This window comes from Xanthobacter autotrophicus, from assembly GCF_029991245.1.
GTDB classification, from domain to species: Bacteria; Pseudomonadota; Alphaproteobacteria; order Rhizobiales; family Xanthobacteraceae; genus Xanthobacter; species Xanthobacter autotrophicus_C.
The window spans coordinates 1-21280 of record NZ_JAIVFO010000022.1 but is presented as its reverse complement, the minus strand read 5'-3'; the positions used below and the strand labels follow the sequence as shown (position 1 = coordinate 21280).

General features: G+C 65.4%; 25 protein-coding genes, 1 tRNA gene and 1 pseudogene. 23 read left to right on the top strand and 4 right to left on the bottom strand.

The genetic code is table 11. The annotated features are described in order from the left end of the window. Positions 1–84 precede the first annotated feature (84 nt). From fabI to K9U41_RS06160, 20 genes and pseudogenes are all read left to right on the top strand, one after another. The gene (fabI, locus tag K9U41_RS06260; RefSeq protein ID WP_282639997.1) at positions 85–849 is read left to right on the top strand and encodes an enoyl-ACP reductase FabI; all 765 of its coding nucleotides are present in this window, start codon (positions 85–87) and stop codon (positions 847–849) included. Positions 850–926: 77 nt separating this feature from the next. Further along, positions 927–2339, top strand: coding sequence for a bifunctional enoyl-CoA hydratase/phosphate acetyltransferase (locus K9U41_RS06255; RefSeq protein ID WP_282639996.1), 1413 nt, complete (start codon positions 927–929; stop codon positions 2337–2339). A 2-nt stretch (positions 2340–2341) separates the two neighbouring features. Beyond that, on the top strand, positions 2342–3538 hold the full coding sequence (locus K9U41_RS06250; RefSeq protein WP_432715742.1) for an acetate/propionate family kinase: 1197 nt from the start codon (positions 2342–2344) through the stop codon (positions 3536–3538). A gap of 11 nt (positions 3539–3549) precedes the next feature. Beyond that, the gene (locus K9U41_RS06245; protein WP_282639994.1) at positions 3550–4203 is read left to right on the top strand and encodes a CoA transferase subunit A; all 654 of its coding nucleotides are present in this window, start codon (positions 3550–3552) and stop codon (positions 4201–4203) included. A 35-nt stretch (positions 4204–4238) separates the two neighbouring features. Continuing rightward, positions 4239–4892 carry a 3-oxoacid CoA-transferase subunit B gene (locus K9U41_RS06240; RefSeq protein WP_282640010.1) on the top strand — a complete coding sequence of 218 codons (654 nt, stop codon included), beginning with the start codon at positions 4239–4241 and terminating at the stop codon, positions 4890–4892. Then, positions 4892–5788 (top strand): HD domain-containing protein, encoded by an 897-nt coding sequence (locus tag K9U41_RS06235; protein WP_282639993.1) that lies wholly within the window; start codon positions 4892–4894, stop codon positions 5786–5788. The genes K9U41_RS06240 and K9U41_RS06235 overlap by 1 nt, the downstream gene beginning before the upstream one ends. A 445-nt stretch (positions 5789–6233) precedes the next feature. Next, positions 6234–7559 (top strand): tyrosine-type recombinase/integrase, encoded by a 1326-nt coding sequence (locus K9U41_RS06230; protein ID WP_282639992.1) that lies wholly within the window; start codon positions 6234–6236, stop codon positions 7557–7559. 374 nt (positions 7560–7933) lie between these two features. Next, a complete protein-coding gene (locus K9U41_RS06225; RefSeq protein ID WP_282639991.1) occupies positions 7934–8122 on the top strand; it encodes a helix-turn-helix domain-containing protein in 189 nt (62 codons plus the stop codon). A 66-nt stretch (positions 8123–8188) separates the two neighbouring features. Next, positions 8189–9154 (top strand): hypothetical protein, encoded by a 966-nt coding sequence (locus K9U41_RS06220; RefSeq protein ID WP_282639990.1) that lies wholly within the window; start codon positions 8189–8191, stop codon positions 9152–9154. Positions 9155–9398: 244 nt separating this feature from the next. Then, the gene (locus tag K9U41_RS06215; protein ID WP_282639989.1) at positions 9399–9896 is read left to right on the top strand and encodes a type IV toxin-antitoxin system AbiEi family antitoxin domain-containing protein; all 498 of its coding nucleotides are present in this window, start codon (positions 9399–9401) and stop codon (positions 9894–9896) included. Then, a complete protein-coding gene (locus K9U41_RS06210) occupies positions 9889–10014 on the top strand; it encodes a hypothetical protein (protein ID WP_282639988.1) in 126 nt (41 codons plus the stop codon). The genes K9U41_RS06215 and K9U41_RS06210 overlap by 8 nt, the downstream gene beginning before the upstream one ends. Positions 10015–10024: 10 nt before the next feature. Next, positions 10025–10846 carry a hypothetical protein gene (locus K9U41_RS06205; protein ID WP_282639987.1) on the top strand — a complete coding sequence of 274 codons (822 nt, stop codon included), beginning with the start codon at positions 10025–10027 and terminating at the stop codon, positions 10844–10846. Positions 10847–10897: 51 nt separating this feature from the next. Next, positions 10898–11215, top strand: a complete 318-nt coding sequence (locus K9U41_RS06200; RefSeq protein WP_282639986.1) for a hypothetical protein — start codon at positions 10898–10900, stop codon at positions 11213–11215. 64 nt (positions 11216–11279) lie between these two features. Next, positions 11280–11510 carry a hypothetical protein gene (locus K9U41_RS06195; RefSeq protein ID WP_282639985.1) on the top strand — a complete coding sequence of 77 codons (231 nt, stop codon included), beginning with the start codon at positions 11280–11282 and terminating at the stop codon, positions 11508–11510. Continuing rightward, complete coding sequence (locus K9U41_RS06190) at positions 11497–11799, top strand: hypothetical protein (protein WP_282639984.1); 303 nt, start codon at positions 11497–11499, stop codon at positions 11797–11799. The genes K9U41_RS06195 and K9U41_RS06190 overlap by 14 nt, the downstream gene beginning before the upstream one ends. Positions 11800–12498: 699 nt before the next feature. After that, complete coding sequence (locus tag K9U41_RS06185; protein ID WP_282639983.1) at positions 12499–13290, top strand: helix-turn-helix domain-containing protein; 792 nt, start codon at positions 12499–12501, stop codon at positions 13288–13290. Beyond that, positions 13265–14799: pseudogene (locus K9U41_RS06180) on the top strand (GNAT family N-acetyltransferase). The gene K9U41_RS06185 and the pseudogene K9U41_RS06180 overlap by 26 nt, the downstream one beginning before the upstream one ends. Then, positions 14796–15338 (top strand): ATP-binding protein, encoded by a 543-nt coding sequence (locus K9U41_RS06170; RefSeq protein WP_282639980.1) that lies wholly within the window; start codon positions 14796–14798, stop codon positions 15336–15338. Before K9U41_RS06180 ends, K9U41_RS06170 begins: the two are co-directional and overlap by 4 nt. Positions 15339–15931: 593 nt before the next feature. After that, on the top strand, positions 15932–16174 hold the full coding sequence (locus K9U41_RS06165) for a hypothetical protein (RefSeq protein ID WP_282639979.1): 243 nt from the start codon (positions 15932–15934) through the stop codon (positions 16172–16174). Positions 16175–16357: 183 nt separating this feature from the next. Continuing rightward, a complete protein-coding gene (locus tag K9U41_RS06160) occupies positions 16358–16873 on the top strand; it encodes a restriction endonuclease (protein ID WP_282639978.1) in 516 nt (171 codons plus the stop codon). A gap of 184 nt (positions 16874–17057) precedes the next feature. Here K9U41_RS06160 and K9U41_RS06155 read toward each other — a convergent pair. Then, a tRNA-Glu gene (locus K9U41_RS06155) sits at positions 17058–17132 on the bottom strand. 219 nt (positions 17133–17351) lie between these two features. Next, the gene (locus K9U41_RS06150; protein WP_282639977.1) at positions 17352–17774 is read right to left on the bottom strand and encodes a VOC family protein; all 423 of its coding nucleotides are present in this window, start codon (positions 17772–17774) and stop codon (positions 17352–17354) included. A gap of 223 nt (positions 17775–17997) precedes the next feature. On the opposite strand from K9U41_RS06150, the gene K9U41_RS06145 reads away from it, so the two are divergent. The 3 genes from K9U41_RS06145 to K9U41_RS06135 all read left to right on the top strand — a co-directional run bounded on the left by K9U41_RS06145 (position 17998) and on the right by K9U41_RS06135 (position 20053). Further along, a complete protein-coding gene (locus K9U41_RS06145) occupies positions 17998–18768 on the top strand; it encodes an SIR2 family NAD-dependent protein deacylase (RefSeq protein ID WP_282639976.1) in 771 nt (256 codons plus the stop codon). A gap of 119 nt (positions 18769–18887) precedes the next feature. Continuing rightward, positions 18888–19466, top strand: coding sequence for a cold-shock protein (locus K9U41_RS06140; RefSeq protein WP_282639975.1), 579 nt, complete (start codon positions 18888–18890; stop codon positions 19464–19466). 2 nt (positions 19467–19468) lie between these two features. After that, on the top strand, positions 19469–20053 hold the full coding sequence (locus tag K9U41_RS06135) for a DUF192 domain-containing protein (protein ID WP_282639974.1): 585 nt from the start codon (positions 19469–19471) through the stop codon (positions 20051–20053). A gap of 27 nt (positions 20054–20080) precedes the next feature. Here K9U41_RS06135 and K9U41_RS06130 read toward each other — a convergent pair whose 3' ends face one another. After that, complete coding sequence (locus tag K9U41_RS06130; protein ID WP_282639973.1) at positions 20081–20614, bottom strand: chromate transporter; 534 nt, start codon at positions 20612–20614, stop codon at positions 20081–20083. Further along, positions 20611–21280 (bottom strand): chromate transporter (locus tag K9U41_RS06125; RefSeq protein WP_349237836.1); only part of this gene is annotated, 670 nt, incomplete at its 5' end. The genes K9U41_RS06130 and K9U41_RS06125, both read right to left, overlap by 4 nt.

The window sequence follows — 21280 nt, the reverse complement described above, 5'->3', positions numbered from 1 at the left end:
AAAACTTATGCAAACATCATTTAGCGTCTCACGGGAACGGACTTTGGGCCGTCGTGCGAAGGTCCGCACGCTCTTGGGGGGCGCATGTTCAAGCTTCACGATCACAAGGCGCTCGTGGTTGGCGTCGCCAATGACCAGTCCATCGCCTGGGGCTGCGCGAAGGCCTTCCACGACCAGGGCGCAAAGCTGGCCATCACCTATCTCAACGAACGGGCGGAGCCCCATGTCCGCCCTCTCGCCGAATCCATCGGCGCCGAGCTGATCCTGCCCCTCGACGTCAGCATTCCTGGCCAGCTTGAGCTTGTGTTCGAAGAGATTACGGCCCGCTGGGGGCGGCTCGACACGCTGCTCCACTCCATCGCCTTCTGCCCGAAGGACGACCTGCACGGCCGCGTGGTCGACTGCTCGGCGGAGGGCTTCGCCACGGCCATGGACGTCTCGGTCCACTCCTTCCTGCGCATGATCCGCCTCGCCGAACCGCTGATGCGAGAAGGCGGCACCTGCATGACCGTTTCGTTCTACGGCGCCGAGAAGGTCGTCGAGCATTACAACGTCATGGGTCCCGTGAAGTCCGCGCTCGAGTCGGTGGTGCGTTACGCCGCTGCGGAGCTGGGCGAGAAGCGCATTTCCGTCCATGCGCTTTCGCCCGGCCCCCTGAAGACCCGCGCCGCCTCCGGCATCGGCCATTTCGATGACCTCCTCGCCGCCGCCGCCGAACGCGCGCCGACCCACCTCCTCGCCTCCATCGAGGACGTGGGCGCCTTCGCCGCCTTCCTCGCCAGCCGCGAGGCGGCGAACGTCACCGGCGGTGTCCACCAGATCGACGGCGGCTACAGCATCATCGGCTGATATGGCGGCACCGATTGTCCGCCACTTTCATCGTCCCGGCGCCGTCCCAGGGGCGGCTCACAGAAGGCGCCCAGAGCATGAAGCGTGAGAACAGGACGTTCAGCGAGCTCCAGGTGGGCGACACTGCCGAGTTGCGCCGCATCTGTACGGCGGACGACCTCTTCGTGTTCGCGACCGCCTCCGGCAACCACAACCCCCTTCACCTGCCGGGTTACGACCTCAACCATGACGGCAAGCACGACGAGGTGACCGCCCCGGCCATGTGGGTCGGCTCGCTCATCTCCGCGGTGCTCGGCAACATCCTGCCCGGAGCCGGCACGCGCTACCGCTCGCAGAATTTCGAGTTCCTCCACCGCGCCAAGGCCGGCGACGATCTGGTGGTGCATGTCCGCATCACCGAGAAGCGGGACGACGGCGATGTCGTGCTGGCCACCTCTGTCTCTCGCGAAAATCCGCAGGAGGTGCTGCTGCGGGGCGAGGCGGTGGTGACGGCTCCGCGGACCAAGATCGCATACGAGGAGCAGGACATTCCGGGCCTGCTGGTTCAGCGTCACCGCCACTTCGATGCGCTCGTGGCCCAGGCCGAGACGCTGGAACCGCTCACCGTCGCAGTCGTGGCGCCGGAGGAGGCGAACTCCCTCGGCGGCGCCCTGCTGGCTGCCCGCCATCGTCTCATCATACCCATCCTCATCGGCGCCCGCGACAAGATTGAGGCGGCGGCACGCGAGTGCGGCGAGAGCCTCGACGGCATCGAGATCCTCGACGTGGCCGATCACGCCGCGGCCTCCCACACGGCGGTGGACCTCGTTGCCCAGCACCGCGCCAGCGCGCTCATGAAGGGCCACCTGCACACCGACGAACTGCTGCACGCCGCATTGCGCAAGGAGAACGGCCTGCGCGGCGGGCGGCGGTTCACCCATATCTTCGTCATGGACGTGCCGGGCCTCGCCCATCCGCTGCTGGTGACGGACGCCGCCATCAACATCCAGCCGGATCTCGCAACCAAGATCGACATCGTGCAGAACGCCATCGACCTTGCCATCTCGCTGGGCATCGCCCAGCCGAAGGTCGGCGTTCTGTCCGCGGTGGAGACGGTGAACCCGCAGATCGCCTCGTCCGTGGATGCCGCCCTGCTCTCCAAGATGGCCGAGCGCGGCCAGATCACCGGCGGGCTGGTGGACGGGCCCCTGGCCATGGACAATGCCATCGACGTCGCCGCCGCCCGCACCAAGGGCATCGTTTCCCCCGTGGCCGGCCATGCCGATATCCTGGTGGTGCCGAACCTCGATGCCGGCAACATGGTGGCCAAGCAGCTGACCTATGTCTCCCATGCGGAGGGGGCGGGGCTGGTGATGGGGGCCAAGGTGCCGATCATTCTCACCTCGCGCGCCGACAGCGCCAAGGCGCGCCTCGCCTCCTGCGCCGTCGCCGCCATCCACCACGCGCGCATCAGCGCCCTGAAGGCCGCCGTGAAGGATGGTGCCCGATGACCATGCTGCCGGTCACCCTCACCCTCAACGCCGGCTCGTCCTCGCTGAAGTTCAGCCTGTTCGACATCTCCGGCGAGCCGGCGCAGATGGCCATCGGCCTCGTGGAGAACATCGGCGGGCAGCCCCGGCTGAAAGCCAATCTCGGTGACCGGCTGGCCCGCGTGGAGCGGGAACTGCCCGCAACCGAAGCCGCCGATCACACCAGCGCGCTCGCCACCGTGCTCGCCTTGCTGCGTTCGAGCTTTCCCGGTGCCAAGGCATCGGTGGTCGGCCACCGCGTGGTGCATGGCGGCCCCCATTATACCGCGCCGATGGTGGTGACCGGCCAGGTGATGGCGGAGCTGAAGCGCCTGTCGCCCTTCGCCCCCATCCACCAGCCGCACAACATCGCCGGCATCGAGGCGGCGCAGGCCGCCTTCCCCGAGGCGCTGCAGGTGGCCTGCTTCGATACCGCCTTCCATCGTCACCACCCCAAGGCCAATGACGTCTTCGCCCTGCCGCGCGAGTATTACGACAAGGGCATCCGCCGCTATGGCTTCCATGGCCTCAGCTATGAATATGTGTCAGAGGAGCTGAAGCGGACCGCGCCGCTGATCCATGCCGGCCGGGTGGTGGTTGCCCATCTCGGCAACGGGGCCTCCATGTGCGGCATCCTCGGCGGACGCTCGGTGGCGTCCACCATGGGATTTACCGCCCTCGACGGCCTGCCCATGGGCACCCGCTGCGGCCAGGTGGATCCCGGCGTCATCTTCTACATGGTCCAGCAGGAAGGCCGCAGCATCGACGAGGTGCGGGACATCTTCTACACCAAGTCGGGGCTGCTCGGCCTGTCGGGCATCTCCAACGACATGCGTGTGCTGGAGAGCGCGGGCGTGCCGGAGGCCAACGAGGCCATCGACTACTTCGTCTTCCGCATCCGCCGCGAGCTGGGCGGCCTGGCTGCGGCCCTTGGCGGGCTCGATGCCCTCGTCTTCTGCGGCGGGATCGGCGAGAATTCACGCAAGATCCGCCGGCGCATCTGCGACGGGCTGGACTGGATCGGGCTGGAACTGGACCACGACCGCAATGACAGCAACACCCGCGTGATCTCGACCGATTTCAGCCGGGCGCGGATCATGGTGGTTCCGACCAACGAGGAAATCGTCATCGCCCGCGCAGCCAAACGGCTGTCGTCGGGCACCGAGGCGGCGGCGGGCTGAAGGAGAGGGACATGAGGAAGGCGATCAGACCGGAGGAGGCGGCGGAACTCGTTCCGGACGGAGCGGTCGTGCTCATCGGCGGTTTCATGGGCGTGGGGACTCCCGAACGCATGATCGACGCCCTGGTGGCGCGCGGCGTGAAGAACCTCACCGTGGTGGCCAACGACGCCGCCCTGCCGGGCCGCGGCATCGGCAAGCTGGTCAGCGCCGGCGCGATCTCCCGGGCGATCATGTCCCACATCGGCCTCAACCCGGAGATCCAGCAGAAGATGATCGCCGGGGAGGTTGAGATCGAGCTGGTGCCGCAGGGGACCCTGGTGGAGCGCATCCGCGCCGCGGGTGTCGGACTGGGCGCGGTTGTCACCGCCACCGGCATCGGCACGCCCGTGGAAGAGGGCAAGCAGGTCCTGGAGATCGACGGCAAGCGCTATCTGGTGGAGAAGCCCATCCACGGCGACTTCGCCCTGATTGCCGCCCAGCAGGCCGACTATGCCGGCAACCTCATGTATTCGCTGACCGCCCACAATTTCAATCCGATCATGGCGCTGGCTGGCCGCACTGTGATCGTGGAGCCGGAAATGATCGTGCCGATCGGTGTCATCCCGCCTGACGCGGTGAAGACGCCGGGCGTGCTCGTCGACCACTTGCTCGCGAGGGCCGCGTGATGGATGCCAAGGTGATGGGTCGCCCGCGCGCGGGCATGAGCGCCAAGGAAGTGATCGCCCGCCGCGTGGCGCAGGAGATCAAGCCGGGCATGCTGGTCAACCTCGGCATCGGCCTGCCGAGCATGGTGGCGAACTACTTGCCGCACGATTCCGGTGTCTATTTCCAGGCTGAGAACGGCGTGATCGGCCTCGGCGCCCGCCCGCCGGAAGGCATGGAGGACCCGCACCTCACGGACGCCGGCGGCGGATTCGTCACGGCGTTGCCGGGCGCGGCCTCCATCGACAGCGCCATGAGCTTCGGCCTCATCCGCGGCGGCCATCTCGACATGACCGTACTCGGCGGCCTGCAGGTGGATGAACGCGGCTACCTCGCCAACTGGATGGTGCCCGGCAAGATGGTGCCGGGCATGGGCGGCGCCATGGATCTCGTCGCCGGCGCAAAGCGCGTGGTGGTCGCCATGGTCCACTCCGCCAAGGGCGAGGCCAAGATCGTGCCGGAATGCTCTCTGCCCCTGACCGCCATGCGCCGCATCAGCCTCATCGTCACCGAGCTTGCGGTGATCGAGCCGACCCACGAGGGCCTTCTGCTGCGGGAGCGCGGGCCGGACGTGAGCATCGACCAGATCCTCGCCCAGACCTCCGCGCGCCTCATTGTCGACGGTGACGTCCCCGAGATGCGGATCGGCTGATGATGGCCATCACCGAGCTGACGCGCGCTTTGGCCTTCGCGGCCGAGGCGCACGCCAACCAGCGCCGCAAGGGCGCGGCTCAGGAGCCTTACATCAACCACCTGATCGAGGTGCTGGATCTCGTCGCCCGTGCCACCGGGGGCGCGGACGTGGAGCTCCTGATTGCCGCCCTGCTCCACGACGTGGTGGAGGACACGGCCCATTCCGCGGATGATGTGGCGCAGGCGTTCGGTGCCCGGGTGGCCACCATCGTCACCGAAAACTCCGACGACATGTCGCTTCCCAAGGACGCACGGCGGCGCCATCGCATCGCCGTCATGGCGGCGAAATCCCCGGATGCGCGCATCGTCAAGATGGCCGATGTCATCTCCAACCTGCGCGCCATCGTCGTGTCGCCGCCCGCCGGCTGGAGCGCGGACCGCAAGCTCGGCTATCTGGACGGGTGCCGCCAGCTCATCGACGCCGGTCGCGGCGCCAATGCCATGCTGGAGGAGGTATTCGACAAGACCGCCCGCGACGTGGAACATGCGATCCGCGAAGCCGCCGCCTTCGAGATCGAAGGCCACGCGGTCGCTGTCCGGCACCTTGAACATGCGGTCGGGCAGCAGGTGCATCTCATCTATCTGCCCAACACCAGTTGCCGCGCCCTGAGCGATGGGGACGTGGACGCCTTCTGCCTCACGCTGGCGCGCAGCTTTCCCTCCGCCACCGTGCAGCAGGCGGATGCGATCTATGAGGGGCGGCGGCGTCCGATCCTGCTCGCCCGCATCCGCACCGACAGCACCGATGCCATCGTGGCGACGGCCCAGCGCCTGTGCATCCAGTTCGACCAGCGTTTCGTGGGGGTAGAGGTCGATGGGCGCTACGTGCGCATCTATGCGGACGACACCGCCTGAAGGACCCTCCGGGCGGCACCACACCGCGCTGTGCCGCGCCGGCCGCTGTCCCCCCAGCCCACGGAGAACCACCGCAGCCCCCGATCGGATTACGACGCGGACCGATCAGCGATGGCAGCGCCCCGAGGATTGAAGCCCGGCGCCCGTCGCCGCGAAGGAGGCGCGAGCCGGGTGCAGGATGGGGTACGCACTGCGATTGTGCGTTGCAGTAAACTGTTGGATTTCTTGATGAAAAATAGACAAAAATGCTACTGGCGCGCCCTAGGGGAGTCGAACCCCTCTCTCCACCGTGAAAGGGTTCTGAAATTTCACTTTATGCGTGTGCGGGTGTTCATTCATATTCAGGTATATCAAATAGTTAGTTCATTCATGCCAGCCGTTGTGCAGAGCCATACACCCCCATATATTGGACACTTATTGGACACAGCAATAAGGTTGTGCGATCATGGCAAAGCGCGTCAGGGATGCGGTTCTAGACAGCAGGGCGGCCCGCGCCAAGCTGAAGCCGCAGAGGAAGCCCTATTTCCGCGCCCTTGATCGCGGGCTTCACCTTGGCTACCGGCGAGGGAAGAACGGTGGAACATGGGTCGTGCGCCGCTATGTGGGTGACGAGCAATACACCGTCGAAGCCCTCGGGACCGCAGATGACAGCCAAGATGCGGACGGGACCTCAATTTTGACGTTCCACCAAGCGCAGGTGCTTGCCCGAGGCCGTGCTGCCGACATGGCCGTTCAGGAACGTGAGGCTGCACTCGGTCCGTCACCTACCGTGAAGGACGCGGTTGACGCTTACGTGGAGGCATATGAGCGCCGCACCGGGGCGCAGGGCGGTAGGAAGCCCGCACGCGGACAACTCACCAAGCACGTCCTCGCGGATGAAATCCACGATAAGAAACTGCACGAGATTACGCGGGATAGCCTAAAGGAATGGCGGAGGCGTGTCGCCGACAAGGGGCTTGCTGTCGATACGGTGCGGCGCATCTGTAATGACTTCCGCGCGGCCCTAAACGCCGCCGCAGAGGAACATCACAAGCGTCTCCCTGCGCACTTCGTGTTGGAAGTGAAGGCCGGTCTTGCCGCTACAGAACGAGGACATTCGCCCGTTGCTCGCGAGGCGCAGGTGCTCCCGGACGCCGATGTTCGCCGCATCATCGCGGCCGCGTGGGAGGTGGACCGGGAAGGGGGCTGGGAGGGCGATCTGGCCCGTTTGGTGCTGGTGCTCGCAGCCACTGGTGCTCGGTTCTCACAGGTCGCACGGCTCATGGTCGGCGACGTGCAATCGGCGCAAGGGCGCATCATGGTGCCCGCGAGCCGCAAGGGCAGGGGTGCGAAGAAGGTTGCTAAGGTGGGCGTTCCGGTAGGCGAGGACGTGATTGAGGCCCTGCGCCCCGCGATGGCGGGGCGCGTCGGCACGGAGCCGCTCCTTGTGCGTTGGAAGCACCAGCAGGTGGCGCCAATGAAGTGGGAGCGCGTAGCACGCACCCCATGGACCTACTCAAAGGAGTTTGACGCGCCATGGCACGAGATCACCAAGCGGGCGGGGTTGCCGGCTGGCGTTGTTCCTTATGCGCTGCGGCATAGCTCCATCGTGCGCGGCCTGCGACAGATGCTTCCGGTGCGTCTGGTCGCAGCGCTGCACGACACCTCGTCGGCGATGATCGAGGCGCATTATTCGGCCTTCATCGTCTCTGCCCTCGACGAGCTGGCAGCGAAAGCTGTGGTCCCACTAGCACCTCACGGAGCTAGCGTCACAAAGCTGAGAAGCGCGTGAATGCGATTTTTGATTGCAAAAATGACTAATACACCCATTGAAAACGGATCGCTCAGTGGGTTCGATCAAATGTTCGTGATATGATCTGCCCCGACAACCTATAAGGCATTGTAAATTAAGGACATACAGTTTCGTTAACTTTTGATCGCGTACAGAAAGTGAGGTTGCATTATGGGGAATATGCGTTAAATTCTCGCGTGTGTAGGGACGATTTGCGTCTTGCAAAATCGCGAGTGCGGCGTCTCCTTAATCAACAACCCGCTGAAATGGCGGGTTTTTTTGTGCCCGCACCATCCGTGGGCCTAACTCCACAACCACACCACACAACCACCGAAGCCCGCCCCGTGCGGGCTTTTTTCGCTTGGAGAACACCCATGACCGATGCCCTCCTGACGTTGGACGAGGCGGCCTCTATGCTGCGGATTTGCAAGGTGACTCTGTACAAACATATCCGCGCGGGTCGTCTTTCGCTGCGCAAGCTCGGCCGCCGGTCATTTATCCTGCGGAGCGAGGTAGAGATTTTCTTGACGAACCTGCCTGCTATCGCGTTGCAGGCGAAATGATCGATCCAAAAAACTCCATCCAAAAGCAACCCCGCTCCGGCGGGGTTTTTTTATGGGAACTCGCCCATGGCGCCCCGCCTAGCCCCTCACGTCATGAACGCTTTGCGGCTCCGGAAGGAAGTCGCCGCCCTGGTCCGTTCCCGCGTGGAAAACGGCAAGGAACTGCCACCGCCCGCAGGCCTCGCACATGTCCTTGCCCGGCTTGGTGTTGTTCTGGATCGCGACGGCCCCACGGTGCCGGGCGTGAGGCGGGCCGCCCGCGCGCTGGGCGCGGGCGATCTTCCGGCGGCGATGGTCCTCCAGGAGACCCGAAGGGCCGCAGCCGAGGGCCGGCTCGGGCACGAGTGGCGACTTCCGGCCGCCGACGCACTGGGCGTGCTCCTTAACGTCTCGGAGACCGAGCGCGCGGGGCTTGGGCTCAAGCTGGTTGGCTCTCGGGACTTGCCCGCCGGTGACCGGCGGCGCGCAGCCGAGCGCGCCCGCAAGGCTCGGACAAGGGCGGAGGCCGGAGCGACGCCCCGCCATGCAGCCCTCAGTTCGACCAAACCATGGGAGGCCGCGGGTGTCTCTCGTGCCACATACTTCCGGAAACAGAAGATGAATGAGACTAATTCGTCCGCGTCTCCTTCTATCATATATAGGCGTGCGGACGAAACAGTCTCACACGCCGTGCAAATCGCGGCGGCGGCGCCCGACATGTCGCCCCCAGGGCGCGGCATCCGCACCTTCGAGCCGGCCCCTCCGGCCCCGCCGATCCGGCCGGGCGGCATTCGCGACCTCGCGAGGCGGGCCGCGATCATTCCCCATCCTCGCATCCTCGCAGCTCTCAAGGCCGCGCGCGAACCGTTGACCATCTCGACCATTGCAGATGTCGCAGACATGCGGCGCGACGCGGTCCGGCATGCCGTGGCCGAAATGGCAGCCGCAGGTCTTATCGCTCTCAGGGGCGAACTGGCCGAGGTCTCTCCGGCCCTCACGGCGCTCCACGGCCGAGCTGCCCACATGCCCGAGCCGTCCCACGAGATCGGATGAGCGGCATAATGGCCTACGAGGCCGCCTGGAGGCACACCATCCCAGAGCCAGCTATATAGCCTGCGGACACGAATACCCGCCAGCGGCCTCTACAATCGATCTGGCGGGTCATCCAAGGCTGCGAGGGGGTGGCGGTGCGTGGGTCCTCCGGAGGCCCGCCCCCTCCGCGCTGATCGAGCAGCGCTGATTTCAAGCGTATCTGGTCCGTGAAAAACCCATTTTCCGTTTCCCAAATGGAGAATACATGAAAGCAACTATCTTTTCCGAGGAGGTAAGCGCAGATGATCTGGCTTCGCTCCTCGAAGTCACCAGCAAAACTATTCGGAACCTTGCCGACCGTGGCGTGATCGTCCGGGCCTCGCGCGGGAAATACTTGCTCGCCGAGTCGATCCGCAACCTTTTGGCCGATGCCCGAAAGGCCAGCCGTAGCAACGATTTGGACAAGGAGCAGCTCGCCCTCGTGAGGGAAAAGCGCCGTGCAGCGGAGCTGCGTAACGCCGAGACCGAGGGCCGATTGATCGAACTCGACGAAGCTTTTGCGGTGCTCGATCAGATCATCGCGACCTACCGCATCGGTCTCGATGGGCTTCCGGCCCGCATCACACGAGATGTGACCTTGCGAAAGCAAATCAAGGCGGAGTGCGACGCCACGCTCATTGAGGCCAGCAAGAAGTTTCAGGACTTCGCCCATAACCCGCCCACCACCAACCCGACCCACAAGGAGAATAAGAGCGATGACTGACGACGACCCGAAGACCAGTAACGAAGCACTGGCGGCGCTCTTCGAGCACGCCGCCGAACTGAGCCGCGAACCGATCAATTTCGACACCGATGTATCCACGGAAACCACTGAGAGCTAAGGAAAAGACCATGAGCATTTTCAACGATATCGCGCGCGCGTTCGGCCCCAAGGCCGCCAAGGCGCCCAGCATCACGGCTTTGGAAAAGTTGGAAGCGGAAGCCAGCGCGGCCGTCGAGGCCGAACGCGGTCGCCTGGAGGGCCTGGAGGCAAAGCGTCCTGAGGCGCTTCTCGGAGGTGACGAAGCCCGCCTTGCTCACCGGAGCCAGCTCAACACCGCCCGCGCCGACCTTGAGGACGCCGAGGCGGCCCGGACGGCCGTCAGGGAGCGGCTGGAGGCTGCCCGTCTGGAGGAGGCCGAGAAGGCCCGCCGGGCGGCGTACAGCAAGGCCGATGCCGCCCAGCGCACCGCCCAGACCGAGTTGCTGGCGAAGTATCCCATCGTTATCGGGGAGCTGCTGCGCCTGCGTGAGCTGGTCGCCGACGCCGAGCGCCTCCGCGAGATCGCGAATGGAGATTTGCCTGAGGGCGCCTCTCCGCTCCCTGAAACCGAATCCGTGCGCGACCTGCCGGGCCAGCCGCGCTCTGTGGTGTCCTCTGAGATTGAGGAGCTTTGGGTGGGCGAAGGCGGAGCGCCGGTTGATCAGGCTGCGGTCCGGAGCCGCGATGGTCGGACTGGCCACGTGACCGTGCAGACCGGTTTCGGCAGCCACGCCATCCCCGTCACCCGCCAGACCTTCGAGAAGCGCCGCGTCCGCCCGTGGCAGGCGCCGATTTATGGCGAGCGGCTTAGCGACTTGAGCATTCCGCCCCTCCGCCCCGAAGCCCCGCCGGCCGTCTCGGAGGTTGAAGAGCTGATCCCCATCACCCCGCCGGCCGAGGCCGCCGAATAATCTGCTGCCAAATACCATTCACTCACAAAACAGCTAAACGAGGATTCGACGATGGACTTTTTCGTTGAGTGCGAAATCAGCTTTGACCGCGCGATGCCCGTTTCCGGCGCGCCGCAGATTTCGGAAGCGCTTTTCTGGTCCGAGGTATGCTCGGGCGATTCCGGCGTTACTGTCAACAGTGCGCCTTTTGATGACGGAGTGCGCGACGCGAATGCGGTCTTCCTGATTCATACTTTCGCTCGGCCGGCCTTCATCTCGATCGGTCCGAACCCGAACGCAGCCACTGGCAACCGCCGGTTCCTTCGCGGCGGGGAGTCGCGCAGGATCGTCGTTCGGCCGGGCGACAAATTGGCTTGGATGTGCGTCTGAGGCGCGAAAACCGGCCGGCGCCCAACGCGCCGGCCGCCCCATCCACACAACTGGAGACACGCGAATGAACGGACCCAAAACTCTGGCCGCCGCCCTAGCGCAGGTTCGCGGCACCCCTGCCGCCGAGAAGCCGCAGCCCCCCGCGAACCTTCCGGAGGCCCTCGTGGCCGTGCGTGGCCCCAGGCCCGTGACCGAGGTCTCGACGCCCCCGAAGGCCGCCGGCAGGATCGCCGAGGGCGATGGCCTCCCCGGTCTCCGGGCCTTTCTGGAGGAGCGCCGCCATGGCCGCTCCTGATCTCGCCGCCGCGCTCGCGGCCGTTCGCGCCCGCCACCGCGCTGATAAGGATGATGAAGGTCCGATTGACCTCCGGGACGCGGGCGAGAAGGAAGACGAGGCCGCCGAACAGCGGGACCGCGAAGACGCCGCCCGCCGAAGCCGCGACGCCAGCATGAGCCGTGCTCAGCTTGTCGATTTCGCGGCACAGCGCGGTGTCCGGCTATCTCGGCAAGAAGAGGTGGCTCCGATGGACGCTCTCCGGAAAGTCATACTGGACCGCATCGCAGGTCTTGCAGTTAGCCAGTGAAGGCGCTATATTGAAATAGGCTAGTGATGCAGCCGATGTCGAGCAATTGGCATCCGAAAAACCCCGCGATTGGTCTCGCGGGGTTTTTTGTTTTCTGGAGGTGCTATGCCGCCTACTCGCTGGAATGCCGCACGATGGGCTTCTGAGATCACCCCAGAGGCCCCTCAGGAGCCGAAGCGCCCCCCGAAGCGCAAGCACCGCCGGAAGCGTCGCACGGGCTCCCTAAGGGGTGAGACACGCGCCGAGATGATTGCCAGATTCCAGTCGCATGGAATGGTGTTCACCCCTGCCGACCTTGCTCTCAACACGCCTGTCCTCCGGAAGCCCGGCGGCCTGAGCCAAACCGCCCGTGACCTAGGGATGCCACGCAACACCGTCGAACGCCATCTCCGTGTCGCGTCCCTCTCCCCGGAGGGACTAGCGCTCCCGACGCCGCACCTCCGCGCCGTGGCGGTGGTGGCTGGGGGAGAAGCAGTAGCGGAACAAGCCGAACTTTGATGGACTGCTCTATATGGGGAAACCTGCTCACCTTGAGCAGGTTTCTGCCGGAGGCCACCTAAGAGCGGTGCCGTTCTGCCGCAGGCGACTTTCGGTGTCGCCCGAGCGGGAGCGCAACGCCGTCCTACGGACCCTCATTCGGTCAGGGTTGGCGGCAATATGACTTCCGCGTAATATCGACCCTTAAAGGATTCGTTCGTAATGAAGCTCGAAGGCAAGGTGTTTGAAGCACGTCTGGATGCGCCGTCGCAGGGCGACGAGCATATCGGCGCGCGCCTGCGCGAGATTCGCAAGCTGGCGGGGATAACTCAGGCAGACCTCGCCGCCCGGCTCAACATCGGCCAGGGTGCCTTATCCCGCGTCGAGGGCCGCAAGGACATCCTAGTCTCGACCCTGCGTGATTATCTCGCCGCCCTTGGTGCCACCTTGCGGATTGACGCCCAGTTCAGCGACGCGGCTGCGCTGGTGACAAGCATGCGAGAGGCGGCCTTCCAATTCGATCCTGTCGACGAGAAGCAGCTGCTTCTACCAATCATCGGCGAGGCCACCTTTCCACGGCGCCGGGACGTGGTGTTCAGCATCAAGCCTGAATATTGCGACGCGATCATCGAGGGCCGCAAGACCGTCGAGTTGCGCCGCCGATTTCCTGCGACCGCGCCGGTTGGAGCCATAGCGTTCATCTATGCCACCAGCCCAACCCGCGCCCTGCTCGGTCTGGCCGAGATCGGCGAGGTGCACTGCCGCACGCCGCGCGACATTTGGGACCGCTTTTCTGATCGCGCCTGCATCGCGCGTGAGGACTTTGATCGTTACTTCGAGGGTGTTGACAGCGGGGTCGCTATCGAACTCAAGCATGCCCGCCGTCTGCGCCGCCCGCTCGAACTGAGCGAGTTGCGCGAGCGATTTGGTTTCGAGCCTCCGCAGTCCTACCTCTACGCGACACCCAAGATGCGGGAAGCGCTGCATTATGAGTGCTCCGAAATACCTCATTGATACGAATGTCTTCATCGGCCTTGAGGATCACGCCGAGGTTGTGCCCGTCTTCGCTGCCCTTCAACAGGAAGCGGCACGGTATGGCGTCGGCATCTGCGTCCACGCGGCATCCGTAGACGACATCCAACGCGACAAGGACGCCGCCCGCCGCCGCGTCTCGCTGAGCAAGATTCAGAAGTTCCCGGTCATCGCCAGGGTGATCGGCCTCGACAATGCGACCCTCGAAGCGCGCTACGGCGCGCTGCGCAAACCCAACGACATCGTAGACGCCACCCTGCTGCACGCCCTGGATATTGGGGTGGTAGACTTTCTGGTTACTCAGGACCAGGGTCTGCACGATCGGGCGCTCCGAGCCTCGGCGGCCTTAGCCAGCCGAGTGCTGCACGTCGCCGACGCTGTCTCCTTGCTGCGCAGCACCTATGCGACGGTTAACGTCAACCTCCCGGCTGTGCAGGAGGTCGACGCCCACACCATCCCCATCGATGACCCGATCTTTGCGACCTTGCGCGCCGATTATCCGCCGTTCGACACTTGGTGGCGCGACAAGTGTGTCCGGCCGATGCGAAAGTGCTGGGTGGTGTTTGACCGCGGCCGCATCGCCGGCCTTGTTGTTCGTAAGGACGAGGGTCCGGGCGACACAGAAGCCCACCTGCCGGGCGGCAAGATTCTGAAGGTCTGTACCTTTAAGGTTCGCCCTGAGAGCCGAGGGGTGAAACTTGGCGAGCTGCTGTTGAAACAGGTGCTCTGGTATGCCCAATCGAACAAGCACGACGTCGTTTATCTGACGACCTACCCCAGCCAGTCGACCCTGATCGGCCTTCTCGAATACTATGGCTTCGCCCACACCTACGACAAACCCAATGGTGAGCGGGTTTATGAGAAGGCCCTACCGCGCGAGCGCCTGAAGGTGGCCGACGGCGGATCGCTGTTCGACCTCGCTCGGCTGAACTACCCGCGGTTCGCCGCAGGCGCGGGCGTCGAGGCATACGCCATTCCGATCAAGGAGGATTTCCACCGGGTGCTGTTCCCAGAGTTGTTCGAGCAACCGCAGATGAACCTATTCCCAACCTCGGCCGACGTCGGTCTTCACCGGCCCGGCAACACCATCCGCAAGGTCTACCTCTGCCGAGCCCAGGCCTGGATCGCCCAGCCCGGTGCTCTGCTTTTCTTCTATAAAGGTAAGCGGCGCTGCCGCCGTCCCAGGCGATCACCACCGTCGGCGTATTCGAGGAGATGACCCTGGCGCATTCTACCGAGGACTTGCGGCGACTGGCCGGGGGACGGTCTGTCTATACCGACGCCCAGTTGACGGCCATGGACGCCTCCGCCCAGCGGCCGATGAAGGTCATCAACTTCCTCCTGGCCGGGCATTTCGAGCCGCCGGTCGGACTGGCGGCGCTCAAGCGCGACAAGGTGTTTGCTGGACACCCGCCGCAGTCGATCAAGCACCTTGAGCCCAACCAGGTGGCGTCGGTGCTCAAACAAGTCGATCTAGGGTTCGCGGTGTGACACGCCGGGTAGCACTGCTTGGCCTCTCGGGGGTTGGCAAATCGACGCTCATAGGCCGAGTAGCGGTGCACACACCGCTACTCCACCTACAGGCCAGCAGCCTGATCAAGGCTGAGCAGCAATATCGCGCCCAAGCGCCCGACACCTCCGAAGCTCTACGCACCGGACCAGTGCTCGACAACCAGGCCCTGATGATCGCCGCCTTCGAGCGGTTGACCCGGACGACCACCCTGCCGGTCGTGTTTGACGGGCACAGTCTCATAGACGGCCGCGATGGCCTGCTCGAAATCCCCAGCACGGTGTTCGCAGCCCTGAGCCTAGACGCCATCGCCTTCCTGGCCGCCGATCCTGCCGCGATCTTCGAGCGCCGCCGTCTCGACGCCGGACGCGAACGTCCGGCTCGGGACTTGGCGACCCTCGCGCAGCAACAGAGCCTCGCCGAGGCCGCCGCACGGCGGATCGCCGACGACATCGGCCGGCCGTTTCATCCGCTCGTTGGCGATCCGACAGGACGCCTCACTTCGCTACTCGCCGATTAGACGGCAATGCGAGCCGCGTACCGATCCAGCCGGCGAATTAGCACAGGCGAGCCCATCGGGCGCTATGGGTGGCAGAGTCCTGATAAGTGGCATCCTTGATCGCATGGGGCAGCCCCTGCCACTTCGCAACGCCGTGCCCAGGCCCACCTAACCCTTCGGCTTCCTCTTCGCGGCATTCTCTCTGCCGAGGTCCGGCACCGATGATGCGAGTCGGGGCTTCGACGACAGGTGCATGTCGGCACGCCTCAGGCGCGTACTATTGCCCTTTCCGACTGGTGGAGCGCTGCCAACCCGCTGCCGAGGCGGCTGCACCACCAAATGTGGCGTCTTGTTCTCTCTTCGTTCTCATGGGATCGTACTGGCATCAACACCGGAGACGCCCATGTCGAGCGAGCCGCCGCCCGCCGAGCGGACACGTATTGCCGTCTCGGACCATGACATTGACGACGCCATAGAGGCATGCGGAGGCGACGCAAGGGAGACCATCCGGGCGCTCCTGGTGGGGCAGCAGCTCCTTGAGGAGCTGCTAAACGCCGCTCGCCATGAACTGTCGTGGGGCTACGTCCGAGGTCGGCCTTCTCGGGGCATCCGAGATGCGCAGGAAAGGTGAAATCGGCCCTGGCGCTATCCGGCGCGGCTTCCGCTTTCAGGTGTGGTTCCCCGCCGAATATGCGGACGACCTTCACCGGGGAGCTTCCTTCTATCCCTCCGCGGCACCTCGCCCGCTCGCCGAGCGGCGAGGCAAGATGAACTATGTGGTCATCTGCTTTGCCGATGAGTCGGACGCGAGGGCCTTCATGCGCCATGCTGGTGGGGAACTGGTGGGCGGCTCGTGATAGCCACAGCCCACGAGGCGAGTCAGCCCTTTGCCAGCTTCGCCGCGGCCTTCGCGCGCGGTGGTGCCACCATCTCCCCGGCGGCATCACACGCATAGGACCGATTGCCCGCGGTTGACCGATTCACCTTGGCGTTGCACCAACCCCTAGCTAGCAAGGTCGCTGATTGGGGAAGCACCTAGAATGTTCGCCCTCGATGAAAATGCCGTGTCTCAGGCCGTTGTCCGGTGGCTAGAAGATCAAGGCTACCAAGCGCGCGCAATCCGTGCTGGGCAACATGGGATCGACGTGGCAGCGTGGCATCCTGAGACGCGCCACCGTTGGGCCATTGAGGCGAAAGGAGCAGCCAGCTCGAAGAAGGGCAGCCGTCGAATCGATCGCCCCTTATCGGATGGAGCCGCCTATGGTGCCGTCTCCAAAGCGCTGCTCAACACCATCTTCTGGACCGGAATCACGACGATGCGGGACACCAGCATCGGGCTGGCCTGTCCAAGCGATCGGTATTTCGACATGTGGCTTGATCGGATTGAGCCCGCCTGCGCGGTGCTGGGGATCTCGATTTTTCGCGTAGGCACTGACGGTGAGGTGAAGTGCTCGCCAAAGCACCCCGTGGACCGCCCGGCGCCTCTTCTGACGCCCCAGTGGCCGATGCCGAGGTCCCTCCAACGTAACTTCGAGCTGCCACCATACGAGGACTAATCCGGCTCGGTTCCGTCTGGCCTGCATTGAAAATGCTGCACGGGGCGCTCCACTTCGTTCCCACCGTGAAGGCGCAAGCCCATCGCTGCCTGAACTACGCCCACGTGCGCGCTCATTCAGCCCCGTATATTGGACATTTATTGGACACCGAGTTGGTGTTTGTCAGATAAGTGGTTGATTTTTCTGGCGCGCCCTAGGGGAGTCGAACCCCTCTCTCCACCGTGAAAGGGTGGCGTCCTAACCGATAGACGAAGGGCGCGCGTCGCTTCGGTCCGGCGTGGGATCGAAGTGCGCGTCGTTATAGGGGGAGGCCCCTGGGTCCGCAAGGGTCGCAGGGGAGATTTCCAAAGCCGACTTTGGCGCACCCGCGGCAGGGCGTTGCGATGCCTGTGGCGCCGCGTGTTCCGGTCAGTCCGAAGCGGCGGGTGAAAGGGCCCTCGGCACCGGAGGAGACGGCTTCAGCGGCGCGCGGCCGGACTCACCACTTGCCGGTGTTGGCCATGGAGGCCCATGGCTCGGCCGGGGCCTTGGGGCCGCCCCTCTGCAACAGCTCCACCGAGACGTTATCGGGCGAGCGGACAAAGGCCATGTAGCCGTCGCGCGGCGGACGGTTGATGGTGACGCCGCCCGCCAGCAGGCGCTCGCAGGTGGCGTAGATATCCTCCACCTCGAAGGCGAGATGGCCGAAATTGCGGCCCTCGCCATAGGGTTCCTTGTCCCAATTGTAGGTCAGCTCGATCTCCGCCACGTCCTCCTGGCCGGGCGCCGCGAGGAAGACGAGGGTAAAGCGCCCCTGCGGCACCTCCTTGCGGCGGACCTCCTTCAGCCCCAGCTTGTTGCAGTAGAAATCCAGCGACTGGTCGATATCGGTCACGCGGACCATGGTGTGCAGAAAGCGCATGGGCGGTCTCGTCGTTCAGAGGGAGCGCGGCGCTCCGGATGGGGATAATACCCGCGGGCGATAAGTTTAGCTCATCACCCGCGCGTACAAGCCTGCGCGGCGCTTGAGCGACACCCCCTCGGCACCGGTCAAAGACCGGGGACGTTGGTAAGTCCGCGCGGGCCGGGAAAGCCAGCGCCGTTTGGGCAAGTGGAGGGTGCCGGTGGACCGGCACTGCTGAGGTATGATCTTCGACACCGATCTCAAGGGCGCCCAGGTGCGCCTTGCCGAACTTCTCGACCAGGCGTCCTGCGCCGTCGCCTTTACCGGCGCCGGCCTGTCGACGGAATGCGGCATTCCCGATTTCCGGTCCCCCGGCGGGCTGTGGACCCAGAACAAGCCCATTCCGTTCGATGTGTTCGTCGCCCACAAGGCGGCGCGGAACGAGGCGTGGCGGCGCAAGTTCGCCATGGAGGAGGCCTTTGCCGTCGCCCGCCCCGGCCGCGGCCACAGGGCGCTCGCCCGGCTGCACGGACGCGGGCGGCTCAAAGGCATCATCACCCAGAACATCGACGGCCTGCACCAGGCCTCCGGCGTGCCCGACGCAGCGCTCATCGAACTGCATGGCAACGGCACCTACGCCACCTGCCTCGACTGCGGCACGCGGTATGAACTGGATTGGGTAAAGACGCGCTACGACGCCTCCGGCGGCTCCGCCCCCGATTGCCCCGCATGTGGCGGCCCCATCAAGGCCGCCACCATCTCCTTCGGCCAGGCCATGCCCGAGACGGAGATGGCGCGGGCGGACGATCTGACCCGCAAGTGCGATCTGTTCATCGTCATCGGCTCGTCCCTGGTGGTGTTTCCGGCGGCCGGCTTTCCGCTGAAGGCCAAGAAAAAGGGGGCAAGGCTGGTGATCCTCAACCGCGAGCCCACGGATTTCGACGAAATGGCCGATCTTGTGGTGCGCACCGAGATCGGCGACCTGCTTGCGCCCTTTGCACAGGATGCATGACGCCGCAGGCTCTCGGGTAAGACCCTGCGTGTGAAGAGGGTGGGCGAAGGCCCGGCGAGTTGCTATCCTGAAACCGACGCGGCAAAGCGTGCGCGGCCGCGTGTAAGGTCGGGGTGGTCATGGGGTCTGACGCACTGGGGCTGGGGCCAGGGCCCGCCGGCTCATCGGAGGATGGCATCGAGGAGCCCGCGGGGCTCATCGAGGTTGTCGGCTCCATCAAATGGTTCGATGCCTCCAAGGGCTACGGCTTCATCGTCCCGGACGACGGCGGCCCCGACGTGCTCGTCCACGTCACCTGCCTGCGGCGCGACGGGTTCCAGACCGCCATGGAAGGCGCCCGCGTGGTCTGCGAGGCGGTGCAGCGGGCCAAGGGCCGGCAGGCTTTCCGGGTGATCTCCCTCGACCTGTCCACCGCGGTCCACACCGCGCCGCCCCAGCCGCGCATCCGCACCACGGTGGAGCCCACAGGCGGCTTCGAGCCCGCCACCGTGAAGTGGTTCAACCGGCTGCGCGGCTTCGGCTTCCTCACCCAGGGGGAGGGGACGCCGGACATCTTCGTCCACATGGAGACGCTGCGTCGCCATGGCCTCACCGAGCTTCGGCCCGGCCAGACGGTGATGGTGCGCTATGGCGATGGCGACAAGGGCCTCATGGCCGCCGAAGTGAAGGCCGATACCGGTCCCAGCGGGAACAACTGATCATGCCATTCGCCATCGTGAACACCGGCGCGGCCCCCGCGCCGACGGGTCGTGGATTTCTGGGTCGCGCGGGTCTCGGCCGTGTGAGCGTCGGCCGTCTGAGTCTTGGCCGTGTGTGTCTTGGCCTTGCGCTCGCGCTCGCCCCCGTTGCACCCGGGCTGGCGGCTCCCGCGCTGGCGGGGCCGGCCGCGGCCGAGCAGGCCGTCAGCCTGGAGGCGCTGGAGATCACGTCGGCCAAGGGCGTGGTGACATTCGAGGTGGAGGTGGCTCGCACCGACGAGCAGCGCACCATCGGCCTCATGTATCGCAAGGCGCTGGGCGAGCGGGCGGGCATGCTGTTCGACTTCAAGGTGGACCAGCCCGTCTACATGTGGATGAAGAACACCTACATCCCCCTCGACATGCTGTTCATCCGGGCCGACGGGAGCATCGCCCGCATCGCCGCCATGACCACCCCGCTGTCCACGCAGACCATCTCCTCCGGCGAGCCGGTGCGGGCGGTGCTGGAGATCGCGGGCGGCCAGGCGCGCAAGCTCGGCATCCAAGCCGGCGACCGGGTGGCGCACCCGGTGTTTTCCGGCAAGTAGCGCGGGTGGCCGGGCTGGCAGCCGACCCTATGAGAGCGTCAGGTAGCCCACCGCCCCGCCGGCGAGGATGAGCAGCGCCGGGTTGATCTTCGGCCCGAAATAGACGAGCGCGAATACCGCGACGGCCAGCAGCGTGGTCTCGATGCCGGTGATCGCGGTGCGGGCGATGGCGATCATGCCCGAGGCCATGAGGCCCACCACGATGGGCGCCAGCGCCTTCTGCAGGGCCAGCCGCCACGGCGATCCCTCGAAGTGGTTCCACAGGCGGGACGCCCCCAGGGCGAGGGTGGACGCCGGCAGGAAGAAGCCGGTGAAGGCGATGAGCGCCCCCGGCGTCCCGGCCACGTGATAGCCGATGACGATCACCATCAGCATGTTGGGACCCGGCGCCACCTGGCCGAGGCTGTAGATGTCGCGGAACTGGCTGTCGGTGATCCACTGGTGGGCGTCCACCGTGAGCGACTTCATCTCCGGCAGCACCGCCGTGCCGCCGCCGATGGCCAGCATGGACAACAGGGAGAAGACGCCAAGCAGGCTCAGGTCCGCATTGGACTGGCTCATGGGGCCTCCTCCCCTGTGATCTTGGGACCGTCGCCGCTGCGCGGCCGGTAGATGAACAAGGCGAGCGGCAGCACCGTGAGCAGCACCGCGAGCAGGGAGATGTGGAGGAAGCTCACCATCACCACCGTAATCACCACCAGGGCGATTTCGGTGAGGTGTTCCAACTGCTTGTGTCCGATCTGCAGGGTCACGGCGGCGAGCAGCCCCACGGAGGATGCGCCAATGCCGGCGAGCACGCTGTGCATGGCCGGGTTGCCGTGATTCGAGGCGTAGAAGACGCCGAGCGCGAACACCAGCAGGCCCCCCGGCAGGGTCATGCCGAGGAAGCCCGCGATGGCGCCCACGGGGCCGCGCAGCCGGTCGCCGACGATGACGCTCATGTTGGTGGCGTTGAGGCCGGGCAGGGCCTGCGAGATTTCAAGCGCGGTCATGAACTGCTCCTCGTCGAGCCAGCCTTTGGAGACCACGAGGGCGTTGCGCAGATAGGCCACCACGCCGCCGCCGAAGCTGGTGGCGCCGATGACGAGGAAGGTGACGAAGATCTCGACGATGGACACCTGCGGGCTGCCGGGAGCAGCCGGCGGCGCGGCTTCGGGTGAGACGGAGGGCTGTGGGGCGCTCATGGCGGCTCCGGCGCGATGGGGCAGGGCGAGGGCAGGGATGGCG